Annotated in this window: 11 protein-coding genes, 1 tRNA gene and 1 pseudogene; 2 read left to right on the top strand and 11 right to left on the bottom strand. The window is 56.4% G+C overall.

Annotated elements, in window-relative coordinates; translation table 11 throughout:
• Positions 1-129: 129 nt before the first annotated feature.
• The 8 genes and pseudogenes from HPC62_RS09360 to mgtE form a co-directional block, all read right to left on the bottom strand.
• A complete protein-coding gene (locus tag HPC62_RS09360) occupies positions 130-792 on the bottom strand; it encodes a Na(+)/H(+) antiporter subunit B (RefSeq protein WP_172355095.1) in 663 nt (220 codons plus the stop codon).
• Positions 789-1,445 carry a DUF4040 domain-containing protein gene (locus tag HPC62_RS09355; protein ID WP_172358870.1) on the bottom strand — a complete coding sequence of 219 codons (657 nt, stop codon included), beginning with the start codon at positions 1,443-1,445 and terminating at the stop codon, positions 789-791. The genes HPC62_RS09360 and HPC62_RS09355 overlap by 4 nt, the downstream gene beginning before the upstream one ends.
• Positions 1,446-1,534: 89 nt before the next feature.
• Positions 1,535-1,810: pseudogene (locus HPC62_RS09350) on the bottom strand (monovalent cation/H(+) antiporter subunit G); the annotation flags it as partial.
• A 248-nt stretch (positions 1,811-2,058) separates the two neighbouring features.
• Positions 2,059-2,322, bottom strand: a complete 264-nt coding sequence (locus tag HPC62_RS09345) for a hypothetical protein (protein WP_172355091.1) — start codon at positions 2,320-2,322, stop codon at positions 2,059-2,061.
• Positions 2,319-2,717: a Na+/H+ antiporter subunit E gene (locus tag HPC62_RS09340; RefSeq protein ID WP_172355089.1), complete on the bottom strand. Its 399-nt coding sequence runs from the start codon at positions 2,715-2,717 to the stop codon at positions 2,319-2,321. The genes HPC62_RS09345 and HPC62_RS09340 overlap by 4 nt, the downstream gene beginning before the upstream one ends.
• Complete coding sequence (locus HPC62_RS09335; RefSeq protein ID WP_172358869.1) at positions 2,702-4,159, bottom strand: cation:proton antiporter; 1,458 nt, start codon at positions 4,157-4,159, stop codon at positions 2,702-2,704. Before HPC62_RS09335 ends, HPC62_RS09340 begins: the two co-directional genes overlap by 16 nt.
• A gap of 98 nt (positions 4,160-4,257) precedes the next feature.
• Positions 4,258-4,605, bottom strand: a complete 348-nt coding sequence (locus tag HPC62_RS09330; protein WP_172355087.1) for a cation:proton antiporter subunit C — start codon at positions 4,603-4,605, stop codon at positions 4,258-4,260.
• A 272-nt stretch (positions 4,606-4,877) separates the two neighbouring features.
• Positions 4,878-6,260, bottom strand: coding sequence for a magnesium transporter (gene mgtE, locus HPC62_RS09325; protein WP_172355085.1), 1,383 nt, complete (start codon positions 6,258-6,260; stop codon positions 4,878-4,880).
• A gap of 257 nt (positions 6,261-6,517) precedes the next feature.
• Here mgtE and HPC62_RS09320 point away from each other — a divergent pair.
• Both HPC62_RS09320 and HPC62_RS09315 read left to right on the top strand, forming a co-directional pair.
• Positions 6,518-6,594, top strand: a tRNA-Met gene (locus HPC62_RS09320).
• A gap of 346 nt (positions 6,595-6,940) precedes the next feature.
• Positions 6,941-8,506, top strand: a complete 1,566-nt coding sequence (locus tag HPC62_RS09315) for a slr1306 family protein (protein WP_172355083.1) — start codon at positions 6,941-6,943, stop codon at positions 8,504-8,506.
• A gap of 24 nt (positions 8,507-8,530) precedes the next feature.
• On the opposite strand, the gene HPC62_RS09310 is transcribed toward HPC62_RS09315, so the two are convergent.
• The 3 genes from HPC62_RS09310 to HPC62_RS09300 form a co-directional block, all read right to left on the bottom strand.
• Complete coding sequence (locus HPC62_RS09310) at positions 8,531-10,081, bottom strand: anthranilate synthase component I family protein (RefSeq protein WP_172355081.1); 1,551 nt, start codon at positions 10,079-10,081, stop codon at positions 8,531-8,533.
• 244 nt (positions 10,082-10,325) lie between these two features.
• On the bottom strand, positions 10,326-10,754 hold the full coding sequence (gene psaD, locus HPC62_RS09305; protein ID WP_172355079.1) for a photosystem I reaction center subunit II PsaD: 429 nt from the start codon (positions 10,752-10,754) through the stop codon (positions 10,326-10,328).
• A 332-nt stretch (positions 10,755-11,086) separates the two neighbouring features.
• Positions 11,087-12,793 (bottom strand): DUF6930 domain-containing protein, encoded by a 1,707-nt coding sequence (locus HPC62_RS09300; RefSeq protein ID WP_172355077.1) that lies wholly within the window; start codon positions 12,791-12,793, stop codon positions 11,087-11,089.
• Between the last annotated feature and the right edge of the window lie 24 nt (positions 12,794-12,817).

Here is a 12,817-nt window from a genome sequence, read left to right as displayed (position 1 = left end):
GTTGAGCCAAAAATTCGGACTAGAGTTGTGGCAGAGAGTCGATTCTGAACTTGGGATCGGCTCTCTGCGTGTGTTGTCAGGCTCATCTTGCTGGACTGCGAATCCCCTGCGTTCAGCCCTACGCTTTGACTACAGCAACCCTCGATAGCGGATAAACACGAGGATCACCGCCCAGGAACCCAGCGCCACCTTTAGCGCCACCAAAATATTCAGAATGGGAATCACGCCGCCGCTGACTAGGCTGCCCAGTTCGCCGTGCGGCAGTTCGAGGCCCACCAGCGTCATCACGGCTAGCACGATAAAAATCATCACCGAGACTTTTTCCCAGCGGGCGGTGTGCCAGCGCTGATAGATGCCCTGCATCAGTTCGGAAGAGGATGTGATCGCCACCAGTCCAATAGCCGTGCCGCCTGCCACGCCAGCCGCAAAGCCACCGCCAGGGCTAAGGTGTCCGCGAATCGCCAGTTCAATGCCCACCAGCGCCGCGATTGTTGCGCCCAGCCGTGCCAGCACGATGGAGGGTTCGTCTGTAAAGCGGCGAAACTTGGCCGAAGGCTTTTCGTTTGCCAGCAAGAAGTAGGCTCCCATGATGGCAATAGTGAACACCACGACTTCAAAAATGGTGTCGTAGAGCCGATTGCGAAAAATGATGCCCGTGACGGCGTTGGGCACGCCGCTATCTTGCACGATAGCTTCAACAATGGAGAAATCCAGTTCACTAGGGGCAGGCTGGGGCATCAGCAGGATTTTCAAAAAAATGGCAACGCCTGCCAGCAGATAAATCCAGATCATGGGTGCTTTGCTCCGGGAGTGGGTGGGCCAACGTAGGCGATCGCCGGGGAAGAGGGCAACTCGGCTTGCAAGATGTCGTAGATGCGGCGGAGGCGCGTGGCAGTCTGGTAAGTCGCCTTCACGGCTACATCGTGTGGGGTAGAGGGGTCGTCTGCCTCAAGCTGAGTGCAGGTGAGATGCACCTCCTTTTCGAGGAGCGCCTGCTGCAAATCTTCTGGGCTGAGATAGGGAATTAGCTCCAGTCGCAGGTGATACTTACCAAACGTTAGCCGGAGGTCGTTGATGAGCGACTTGAGAGGAGAGTCCGAGGTTGCTGGCGTGGATTGCCCCAAAGGCAGGCTAGCGTCCTCGGAAAGCAGGTTGAGGGCGATCGCTTCGTCCTTTAGCACGCCCAGCCGCAGCACCATCGAGGAACGCACCGCTACCGCGTAAAGCGTTACCGCTAGCATCGTGCCCACCATTGCCTCCGTCAGTGCCACGTCTGCTGCGCCCAGCAGCGTGTATACCAACGCCGCCACTGCGCCCAGGATGCCGCGAATCACTAGCGCATGGTAGGGATTCACCTGAAACACCAGCATGGCAGCGGACAGAGGCAGAAGCGCCGTAATTGCGTACACGTATTCGTCGTGTGGCCCGAATATGCTGTGTGGCATCATACGTCCCCCTGGTCAGTCTGCGGTTCACTGGTGATGCTGCTAAACGGCTCTACAGCCTCTCCCCAGCGTTCTTTGGCAGGCAGGTCGCTGGCGCAATAGGCCAGCACATAGCCTAGCATGGTGTTCCACAGCGCCAATGAGAAGATAGCCAGCAGCAGCAGCGGCCACTCGCGAGGAATTTTCAGCAGTAGCCCGAAGACGATGCTGAGAGATCCCAGGGTGTCGGCAATCGAGAGGCTGTGCAGTTTGTAGAGAACTGAGCGATCGCCCACCAGCGGCCAGGTTCCCCAAAACCAAAACACCAGCCCCAGCGCGATGCAGCCATAACTCAAAAGGTCTATTAAGGTATTCACAACTGGCATAGTGATCATGGTGGGTTTCTAATCTGTTGAAAGGCGGTTTTAGAGGATGTTTGAAAAGTCCTACTGTTTGTAGCAAAGTGTGCAAGATCTCTCTAAATCCCCCTTGAAAAGGGGAACTTTAAGGCGGTTTCCCCCTTTTTAAGGGGGGCTAGGGGGATCTCTGAGTGCTTAACATCACAGGCGATACCTTTTCAAACACCCTCTTAGACAAAAGTTCTACAGATCTACACAAGTTTTCCTCTAGTTTTCTAGAGAGTTTGTGACAGGTCATTGAGCCGTTTGATGACGTGAGCCAGCAGCATCAAGCCTGCATTGCCAACACTCAGAATCAGCACACCCACTACGCCGATCATCCAGTCGTCTTGCAAGATCGACACAATCAAAATCATGATTGAGGTTTTGGTGGCAATGCTGGCAAAAGCTAACATTTTTTGCCAGATATTATCGTCTTGCCATGCTTCATAAAGTGGAATCAGCAACGCCACCAACATGATCAGGAGAATGAGCTTCATGATGGCCCCCCTCGCGTCACGCGATGCACTTCGAACCAGCCCGCTTCGTGATATTTCAGCACAATAGTTTTGGGTGTGAACGTGATCAGAAATATATCCAGAAAAAGCAAGTGGGGCGATCGCCGAGGCTGCACATGCTGCAAAACAATTTCCTCCCGTTTGTGGGGACGGAGAATCATTTCAAGGGCTTCGGCATAGGCTTGAGGAATAGAGGCAAACACCTTGAACAACACCCTCAGCCATTCGCTGAGGCGGTCGTTTCGGCCAGTATCGCCCCGGGGCAACAGCAGCGCCACGGTTACGCCGATCACGATATTTGCCAAGCTCAAATTTGCGGTGAGCAAGAACCAAATTGTGAGCCGTAAGATAAGCTGCCGAGCTAGTTTGCCACCCATGCAAAGACCATCCAGAAGACGAGGATTAACATTAAGCTCATGCCGCCGATTAAATGCTCGAACTTTTCAGCCGTGCGGGGAAGTTTGACATTGGCTTGCCGGAAGATCAGCTTGTGGGCAATCCAGGCAATTCCAATAATGAGCAGCGGCTTCACGACATTTTCGACCGTATATGCTTCGTAGTAGACTGCGTTAGCCAGCACCAATCCACCCAGCAGCACCAGCATCGCCGCCCAAAATCCGGGCTTGAGTGGCTGGCTCTGCGAGTCTGGTGGAAATTGGCGATGGGGCAGGAAGATAAACTTTGCAAAGGCGATCGCCGTTCCGACGGCTGCCAGATTCATGCCAACAACCTGCCACGGCAGTAGGCTCTTCATCGTCAGCACTTTTGCGCCAAAGCCCGACAGCAGCGGAAAGCCAGAGATCGAGAAACTGGCGATCGCCAGCGCAATCCACAGCGACCTGCGAATTGGCACTTGCTGTAGCTCTTTGAAACTGCGACTGGGCAGGTTGCCTGCCAGCAGGAATAAGGACGACTTGACCATTCCGTGCGTCAGCGCGTAGAAGCCACCCACCTCCGGAGCCGCCAGCACAAAGCCCAACTGTGAGATGGTGCTAAATGCCAGCAGCCGCTTGGTGTCTTTTTCAAAGACGGCATAGGCCACGCCCAACAGCGCCGTCCCCACGCCAAACACCCGCACCATCGGATCAATTTCTGGCAGCAGCAGGGCGCAGCGCATCAGGGGATAGATGCCGGCCTTGACTACCACACCCGACAGCAGCGCCGACACGGGCGACTCCGATTCCGAATGAGTGAGCGGCAGCCATAGCCCTGCAACAAACACACCGCCCTTGACCAACAACCCTAGAAAAATCAGGGCGATCGCCTCCAAGGGCGCACGGCTCAACCCCACATAGGCAAAGGAGTGATTCGCTTGGTAGACCAGCACCGCCCCCATCAGATAAAACAGCATCGCCGTATTGCTGACAAAGAGGTAGCGCAGACCCACCCAAATCGAGCAATCGCTCCGGGGATAGGCAACCAGCAAAAATGCCGCAATGCTGATCACCTCCAGCGCCACGTAGAGGCTCATAAAATCGGCACAGGCAAACGCTGCGTTGACACTGCCGTGCAAAATCGTGAGCTGGGTATAAAAAAACGCCGACTTGCCCGTATCCCAGCAGTAGAGAATCACTGCCGCCGTCACCAGAGCATTTGTGAAAATGAAAAAGCCGCTTAGCGGATCGAGCAGCAGCGTCACGCCAAACCGATCCAGCAGCCCCAAACTGAGGGGCACCTCGCGCAGAAACAGCAGCGTGGCATAAACCGCCGAGGCGAGTGCCGCCGCCAGCGCCAGAGGACGGGCCAGACGGGGTATCAGGTACACTGCAAAGCCAGCAAACAGCGGCAATGCCACCCAACCAATGGTCAAACGACTCATCGTGGTGTTGCTAATGCTCAGATCTGTGGCAATCGGGCTGCTAAACGAAAACCCGCTCATCCACCCATTGAACCCTTCTAGGAGGCCGACGAAGTTGGTCATGGCGTGTTCTCCCTTTCAATCTCGTTGGCCTCCAAGATGGGGTTGTCTCGTGCCAGTTTCATGATGCCGACCAACATCAGCGCTTGAATGGAGAACCCAATCACAATCGCAGTCAAAATCACGGCCTGGGGCACGGGGTCGGCATAGGCAATCCCTGCTGCGTTGTCCAGTGCCTCGGTCAGAATCGGCGTTTTCAAGCCCTCTCGCGAAGCAATCAGCACGTAATAGGCAATTACGCCCGTACTCATCACGTCCATCGAGATGATTTTCATCACGAGGTTCTTTTTGAAGACGATGCCAAAGAACCCGCACAGAATGGTGGCGATCACAAAGGCCTCTAACACAGCATCCTCCTTGCCCAAACTAAGACCGACCCCAGGCCCCGCCGTAGCCCAATCCCTTCGGCGATCGCCTCGACCAGTCCTGTATGGCGTGAGCCAAAACTATAGACTTAATTCAATCATCAAATACCCGTTGATAGCAATCATACTATGATTCTCGGATTGGTTTGCCGTGTTTGAGGATATGAACTTTTGACGAAGGCAAAACAGTCTAGCCAGAGCAATCTAGCCAGAGTATTAGTCAAAGGGCTAGTCGAAGGGGTAACTGGAGATGGCTAGCCAATGTTCAGCAACAGCTTGGCAATGTTGAGGTAGATCAAAATCCCCAGGATATCGGCAACTGTGGTGATGAACGGCGATGCCATAAATGCTGGGTCAAAGCCCATTTTGTGGAACAGGTAGGGCAGGAGCGTGCCGACAGTGGCAGCCAGTGCGGCGATCGCAATCAAACTCAGTCCCACGGTCAGCCCAATCTCCACCTTGCCCACAAACACCATCGCAATGCCCAATACCAGCACTGCTAGCACAATCCCCAGCGCGGCCCCAGCAAACAGTTCTCGCAAAATCACCCGTGCAGGTTTCTTGTTTCGCAGCTCGTCGGTACTCAGCCCGCGAATCAGCACGGTTGAAGACTGCGCCCCGATATTGCCGCCCGTGTCGATCAGCAGCGGCGTGAAGAAGGCGAGTTCTACCACGCTGTCCAGCACCTCTTCGTACTGCGACATGATGAACACCGTGGCGATGTTCGTCACCACCAACACCAGCAGCCAAGGCACCCGCCTTTTCAAAATTGACCAGAAACCGCTGTCGAAATAGCTCTCGCCCTCAGCCCGCACGCCGCCGATGGCGTAGATATCTTCGGTCGCTTCCTCTTCCAAGATGTCGATTACGTCATCAACCGTGACCACGCCTAGCAGAATGCCTTCCTGATCCACAATTGGCAGCGCCAGCAGGTCATAGCGCTGAATCAGCCGTGCCACCTCCTCTTGGTCTACATCGGCCCGCGCAAAAATCACATCACGCTCCATCACGTCTTCTACCCGCTGATCTGGCGATGCCAGAATCAGATCGCGCAGGGATACGGTGCCCAGCAGTCGCTTGACTGGGTCGGTGACATAGACGTAGTAGGCGACTTCCTTGTCGCGGGCCAGTTCCCGAATGCGCTCCTGGGCCTGGCTCACGGTCATATCTGCCCGCACCGAAATAAATTCGGGGGTCATCACCCGGCCGGCAGTGTCGGGTTTATAGCCCAGCAGCAGCGCGGTGGCCTGGCGTTCGCTGGGGTCGAGTTGGGCTAGTACCCGCCGCACCAGGTTTGCGGGCATTTCGTCGAACAGGTTGGCCCGATCGTCTGGAGCCATGCTCTCTACGATGTCGATCGCTTCTTGATCGCGAAACTCTTCTAAAAGAGATTGCTGAACATCGCTGTCGAGATATTCATAAACGGCGATCGCCTCTGATTTACTCAACAGGCGAAACGCAAGCATTTGCATCGGCCTCGATAATCCCTGAATCGCTTCGGCAATATCGACAGGAGGAACCGGAACCAGCAGCATTTTTGCGCCTTCGTAGTTTTTTTGCTCCAGCAGTAGTTGGAGCTGATCGCGAACAATGTCACGCAGCTCGCTGCTGGAGGTCGGGTTGGCGGCTTGAGTCATTGCCTTTGTCCTCCTTAGCTTATAAACATCAACAGGTGAAAACCAACAAGACGAGTGGGCTGGTCGAATTAGATGCGGTCGAATCAGGTGCGATCGCCCTCTCCGTTACACTCCCACATTGTTCAACAAATGTTCAACAAAAGCCCCACCCTGACTAGGTTAGTCAAGCGTTGCAGCAAGTTTTCTAAGCGTTTTTCAAGAGTTTTCCGAAAAACCTGGCCATACCCGCCAATCTTTCGCTATACTTGAAAAGGCAACGCGGGATAGAGCAGCCTGGTAGCTCGTCGGGCTCATAACCCGAAGGTCAGTGGTTCAAATCCACTTCCCGCCACCAAATTTGATCCCTGTAATGGGTTTCTAGGTCAGGAGGAGTCAGTGTGAAAGCTGGCTTCTCTTTTTTTCGGATGCTTTTTCGGATGCAAAAATAATCATCTGTTTTGATCAGGACTTCCGCACTTGCGATCAGCTCCTTGGGGTTTGGACAATTTCTTACGGCTGCGCCCGCGAGATGCGCCCGCGAGAAATTGTCCAACTGCGTAAGTCCTATTCATGACGCAATTTTCCTGCTTTTTGCGATTTTCAGGGGAAAACTGCCTGGTTTTGTAGAGGACTCCGCACTCCCAGCGCCTTCAGCCAGCCCGGTAGAATAGAACAGGTGATGCGAAAGCGGTGAAACGAGCATGGTTCCTAAGATTCGGCGACCGTTGGTGGTGGGGAGTGTGGGGCTGACGGCGAGTGCCTGGTTGCTGCAACTGGGGCATCCCACCGGGGCGCACTGGGGCGAAACGATTGTTTGGGGGGCGATCGCCCTGGGGGGTGGCCTGTGGTGGTTCAGACAACAGCAGCCCGCGCCAGAGTTGGACACCACGGCTCCGCTAGATCGCACCACCGTTGAGCAAGTGCTGAAGGCGCTGGAGCCGCTGCTGGATCAGCTAGAGCGAGAATCGGCAACGACCTCTAGCAGCCCGACCGACAGCACCGTTGCGCTGTCGCTACAACCCGGTCCGCGCGATATTGCTCCGCAACACTGGCGCGATCGCCTCGCCCTCCTCAAAACCGAGCTAGACCGTGACGCGCTGAATGTTGCCCTGATCGGCGGCAAGTCCGTTGGCAAAACCACGCTTGCCGAGCGCCTCACTGCCGACTGGCTGCCCAATATGCCCCAAACGGTGACGCTGACCGATACGCCCGCGCTGTTTGATGAGCTAGATGCCGCATCAGAGGTTGCCCTGGCTGCGGCGGCCGATCTGGTGGTCTTCGTCACAGCAGGCGACATCACGGATTCAGAATTTCAAGTATTGAAGGAACTGTCGCGCCAGCAGCAGCGCATCGTGCTGGCGTTTAACAAGCAGGATCAATACCTACCGGGCGATCGCCCGCTGATTCTCCAGCAAATTCGGGAGCGGCTGCTGGGGCAGGTTCCGGTGCAGGAAGTGGTTGCCATTACCGCTGCGCCTGCACCATTAAAAGTGCGTCAGCACCAGGCCGACGGCACGATTCAGGAAACGCTAGAGCAGCCTGCGCCCGATGTCTCCGCGCTGACTGAGCGGCTGACGGGAATCGTCTCAGTGGCGGGGCCGCAGTTGGTGCTGAACACGGTTCTGCGTTGCGCCGCTGCGCTGAAGGCCGAGATTTTGGCAGCGCTGAACCAGTTGCGCCGCGATCGCGCGATGCCCTTGATCGAACAGGCACAGTGGATTGCGGGCGCGGCCGCCTTTGCCACGCCGATGCCCAGCCTAGATTTGCTGGCAACGGGCGCGATTAACGCACAGATGGTGATGGACTTGGGCAAGGTCTATCAGCAGGCGTTTTCGGCAGAGCAGGCGAAGGCGATCGCCACCACGATGGCCGAAGTGATGCTGAAGCTAGGGCTGGTAGAAGTGTCTACCCAGGCGATCGCCCCCCTGCTGAAGAGCCATCTGGCCACCTTTGCTGTAGGCGGGGCGCTGCAAGGCGTGAGTGCGGCGTATCTGACCCGCGTCGCTGGCCTCAGCTTAGTCGCCTACTTTGAAGAGCAAAGTTCCACGGCGGCCCCGGCGGGCGAATTTGCCCTGAAGCGCGATCGCCTGATTCAGGCCATCAAGGCCGTGTTTCAAAACAACCAGCGCACGGACTTTTTGCAAACCCTGGTGCAGCAAGCCGCCAAACAGCTTGCCCCCGCCACCGCGCAGCCCGTCGCGCTGCCCACACCCTTGGCCGCCCCTGTTGCTGAACCCATCAGCACCCAGGCGCAAGGGATTAACTAGCAGGACTGACCCAATCTCGATTGCCTAGCCCTGTCGCAAGCAGCGGATTGCCTCTAGCATTCCCCGCGCCTTGTTCAGGGTTTCTTGATATTCCTTTTCGGGGTCAGAGTCGGCGACGAGGCCTGCGCCTGCCTGCACGCTGACGGTCGAGGAGCCGTCGGGCTGATTGCGAACAACCATTGTGCGGATGGCGATCGCCGTATTCAGTTGCCCCTCAAAGTCATAATAGCCGTAGGCTCCGGAGTAGACCCCGCGACGGTTGCCCTCCAGTTCATGGATAATTTCCATTGCGCGAATCTTGGGTGCGCCGCTGACGGTGCCCGCCGGAAAGCAAGCCTTCAGCAGTTCCCACGCGGTTTTTCCGGGCGCGAGGCAGCCTACCACGTTGCTGACGATATGCATGACGTGGGAATAGCGCTCGATCACCATGAGTTCATCCACGCGCACTGTGCCGCTACTGCACACGCGCCCCAGATCGTTGCGCCCCAGGTCTACTAGCATGACGTGTTCGGCAATTTCCTTCGGGTCTTGCAGCAGATCTTCGGCAAACGCATGATCTTCGGCGGGAGTTTTGCCGCGCGGCCGGGTTCCTGCGATGGGGCGCACCGTGGCAATTCTTCCACCCTCGCCGTTTTCTGCCTTCACCATGACCTCTGGGCTAGAACCAATAATTTGCCAGGTGGGGAAGTGGAAATAGGCCATGTAGGGCGAAGGGTTGATCAGCCGCAGCGAGCGATAGAGCGAGAAGGAATCGCCACGATACTGCGTCGAAAGCCGCTGGGAAATCACCACCTGGAAGATGTCTCCCGCGCGGATGTAGTCCTTTGCTTTGACCACATTGGCGCAGAATTGCTCCTTCGTCGTGTTGCTGCGGTAGTCGGGCGGCAAAGATCCTGCGTCTGCCTTTGCGCCAGCGTCTTTTCTCGGTGGGGTCCATTCCAAAATCGTGTCTTTGCCTGCCAGCGGCAGTTGCAGCTTTTCTACCATCTGCCGGACGCGATCGCCCGCCTGCTCATAGGCCGCTTGCAAATCAGTGGCCGGGTCGCGCAAATCGGCATAGGCGATCGCCCAAATCTTGCGCTGCACTTGGTCAAACACCAGCAGGTGATCGATCTGCATCCACAGCCCGTCCGGCGTGTCGTCTTCCTGGGCAGCAAACACAGGCACCCGTGGCTCGATCCAGTGGATTAGCTCGTAGCCCCAAAAGCCAAACAACCCGCCAATGCCCGGCGGAAGCTGCGGCAGCGTCACTGGGTGATAGGGTTCCAGACAGGCCGACAGCGCTTCAAACGGATCGCCCTCAAAGACAACCTGAGCGCCATCTCGATGGGTTTGCACAGTACGAGACCCCCGCGCCTCCAGCACCCACTGCGGGTCGCAGCCCACAAAGCTATAGCGCCCGACGCGATCGCCCCCTTCCACCGACTCTAGCAAGAAGCTGTAGGGCTGCCCCGCACACACCTTAAACCACGCCGACACGGGCGTATCCAGATCGGCGACCCACTCCTGATACACCGGGACAAAGTTGCCCTGAGCGGCGAGTTCGGTGAAGTGCTGAAAATCAGGGAGGATCATTGGGAAAGGAGTGATAAGGGGTTGGGTGAGGAGATTAGAAGCCGGTGAGAGGGCAAGTATGGGGGTGAAGGCGGAACTTCCCCCTGCCGACCACTCCCTAACCTCTGACCCCCCATTCTAAGAGGAAACCCGCAAAAAAAGAGGGCAGACCTGAGCCTGCCCCGTCGCGAAAACCTATAGAGATTAGACAGAAATTAAACCAAGAAGTTTAGACCAGAAATGAGGACAGACCAAGGGCGATCGCCTAGGGATCGAAGGTATTCCGTCCGCTGAACTTGACCGTGGCAGGGTCGGGGTTGCTGCCAATGTTCCGCATCACCGTACCCACCTGCTGGCGGCCTTGGTTCACCTTTTCGGGGAACACACCATCGGCCGGATGGAGGTACTGGATCTCACCGTTGGGATAAACACGATAGATCTTGTAGTCCTCGATCCTGGGCTTGAACTTCGTGCGAAGTTGTCCACCTAGCGCGAGGCACTGCTCCTTGCGGGCCAGATAGAGCAGGTTTTCACCCTGGTTCATAATGGCCGCGCCGCCCGTGGGCATTTCAAAGACCTGCTCTTTGGGGCTGGTCCACGTGATGGCGTATTTTTCTTCAGTATCAGCTTTGCTCAGCAGGCCGCCGGTGCTGCCGCCGAATTTGGGCGTTTGTCCAGTAAGCGTCTCTGTCATGAAAAGTATTTCCCTGAACAGTTTTTACGCATCCTATCACTGGGTTTGAACCCCCGAATCAAATTCTTGAGGAACTGTTACAGTTCTTTAGGCAGAAGGGATTCCGAGGCGATGCCCCCATCCACAGGTGGACATTTAGGGGCAACAGGGGCACGCCTGTCAAGCCTGTTGATCTCCTTAGGACTGACGCAGTTGGACGATTTTTTGCGGGCACAGCCCGCAAAAAATCGTCCAAAACCCAGAAAACCTATCGCAAGTGCGTAAGTCCTGCTCCTGTTGAGCCACAGACTTGGCGGGCTAAAGTTTGGCGGGCTTGGGTAGGGTTGCGTGGGCTAAAGCTCGTCAAATGGTCCTGGTAGAAGCTGGAGCGTCCCCAGCCCAACTTCTTCGGAGGAGAGCGATCGCGCTTCAAAAAAGCCCAGCATGTGTTGCAAAGCCGGGTTGCCGCGAGACTTGCCTGTCAGCCCCATTGCCACGACCAGCCCACACTGTCCCTTGGTCTTTTTGCAGCGCTGATCCCACTTGCGCCGCGCTGCGAGGTGAACCGGGTCTCTATCGCGAAACTCGCCCAGCAAATGCATCTTGCCGTCGTTGGTGTGCAAAATGGCGAGGTCGTAGCGGCTCTGGCTGGAGGGGTCTTCGCCAGGGTTGAAGGAAATGCCTTTCACGCCGCCAAACGCTTGAATTTCCGCCAGCAGTTCATTTGCCTTGGGGCGCGAAGTTTGGATCATGATAACGGGAAACTCGCTGGCTTTGGCAGGGAGTGGGGCGGGGCCAGGCTGGTGATGGGACACCCTCAGGCGCAGGGTTTCAATCAGCGTAGTTGGGATTGCCCCCAGACTGTACATCGCATCTTTGGGCACTAGGTCGTCTAGCAAGATGGGCACTGGCTCCGAATCATCCTCCAAGACCCCTAGCGAGTTGAGATAGTTCATATAGTCGGAAGGGTCACTGCCCGACATTTCCGCCAGTTCTGCGGCTAGATCGGGCAAGGTAGACACTTTGACGGATACTTTTGCTTTGGGATTTTTGGGATCGGGCAGACGATAGCTCTTGGTCAACGCCGGAAAGGTTTCTGGGCTGAGTCGATCGAGGTGCTGCCCAAAAAACTTGTGGAGTGCTTGGAGGGTGAGCAAAACGGCGATCGCCTCTTCGTCGTACAGCACCGACCGCATTCCCTCCAGCGGGTGCAGATTGCCGAAGGTCGGAATCATTTCGCTCATCTCCCCCAACGCTTCCAGGCGCAACTCTGCCAGCTCTTCCGGGTGCAACTCGGGGTCATCCCCGTTGTCCAAAAAATCCTCGTCTGTTGGGTCAAAGGTTAGAAAAAGGCAGTCCTGCTGCAAAAAGGCCTGCTGCAAGTCTCGGGGCGAATCTTCGGCAGCAAGCACCTGCTGGCGAAACTGTTTGAGCGATTCAATAGAGCGATACATCAACACGCCAAACTCCATGCCCATCAGCCCCAAGATGGAAATGTAGAGCGCGCCCACATCGCCGTAGTTTAGCTCGACCGCAAAAATCTTCTCCTCATCTAGGTTTTCCCACGGGGCATCCTGCCAGATTTCTGCTGCTGCTCTTAGCACAGCACGGGCATAGTCCGGGGGCAGCGACGGCGGGCGCTGGCGGGCGGCATCCTGCAAGCCGTAGAAGATTTCGTCGATAATCGGCAACTCAGCGACATATTCCACGGCGATATCTAGGCCTTGCAGCACGCCGCGCAGAAAAAACTGAAGCTCGCGATCGCGCACCAAAATGCGCTGGGGTCTTCCGGGTCGAGCGCTACCGCTGTGGGGATTTTCCATCGCTCGCAGCAGGGTTCGCACGATGGCTTCCGAGCCAGTTTCGTTGGGGACAACATCCATTGCCCGCACGACTTCTTCCACCCCATCCACCCAAAGAATGCAGTCCCCTTGCATATCGTCGGCATCAAGGGTTTCGGCAATCTCTGGCATCAGCGTCCGGCGATCGCCCTCCCACACGCTAGAAAGCTGGGGCAATTTTTGCAGCCGTCGCCGAGTGGATGGAGTCAATGGTGTCATAGTCTAACCAGAGCAAGCCCAGTG

Origin of the sequence: Thermoleptolyngbya sichuanensis A183, from assembly GCF_013177315.1 — a bacterium.
Classification (GTDB): domain Bacteria; phylum Cyanobacteriota; class Cyanobacteriia; order Elainellales; family Elainellaceae; genus Thermoleptolyngbya; species Thermoleptolyngbya sichuanensis.
The sequence above is the reverse complement of the archived record's forward strand: the minus strand, read 5'-3'. Positions and strand labels throughout refer to the sequence as shown.

Excerpts from the sequence above, each read along its gene's own strand:
- HPC62_RS09300 (WP_172355077.1), bottom strand. The coding sequence starts at position 12,793 with ATGACACCATTGACTCCATCCACTCGGCGACGGCTGCAAAAATTGCCC.
- mgtE (WP_172355085.1), bottom strand. The coding sequence starts at position 6,260 with ATGACTCAAGCCGCCAACCCGACCTCCAGCAGCGAGCTGCGTGACATT.
- HPC62_RS09335 (WP_172358869.1), bottom strand. The coding sequence starts at position 4,159 with ATGAGTCGTTTGACCATTGGTTGGGTGGCATTGCCGCTGTTTGCTGGC.
- HPC62_RS09315 (WP_172355083.1), top strand. The coding sequence starts at position 6,941 with ATGGTTCCTAAGATTCGGCGACCGTTGGTGGTGGGGAGTGTGGGGCTG.
- HPC62_RS09355 (WP_172358870.1), bottom strand. The coding sequence starts at position 1,445 with ATGCCACACAGCATATTCGGGCCACACGACGAATACGTGTACGCAATT.
- HPC62_RS09360 (WP_172355095.1), bottom strand. The coding sequence starts at position 792 with ATGATCTGGATTTATCTGCTGGCAGGCGTTGCCATTTTTTTGAAAATC.
- psaD (WP_172355079.1), bottom strand. The coding sequence starts at position 10,754 with ATGACAGAGACGCTTACTGGACAAACGCCCAAATTCGGCGGCAGCACC.
- HPC62_RS09340 (WP_172355089.1), bottom strand. The coding sequence starts at position 2,717 with ATGGGTGGCAAACTAGCTCGGCAGCTTATCTTACGGCTCACAATTTGG.
- HPC62_RS09345 (WP_172355091.1), bottom strand. The coding sequence starts at position 2,322 with ATGAAGCTCATTCTCCTGATCATGTTGGTGGCGTTGCTGATTCCACTT.
- HPC62_RS09310 (WP_172355081.1), bottom strand. The coding sequence starts at position 10,081 with ATGATCCTCCCTGATTTTCAGCACTTCACCGAACTCGCCGCTCAGGGC.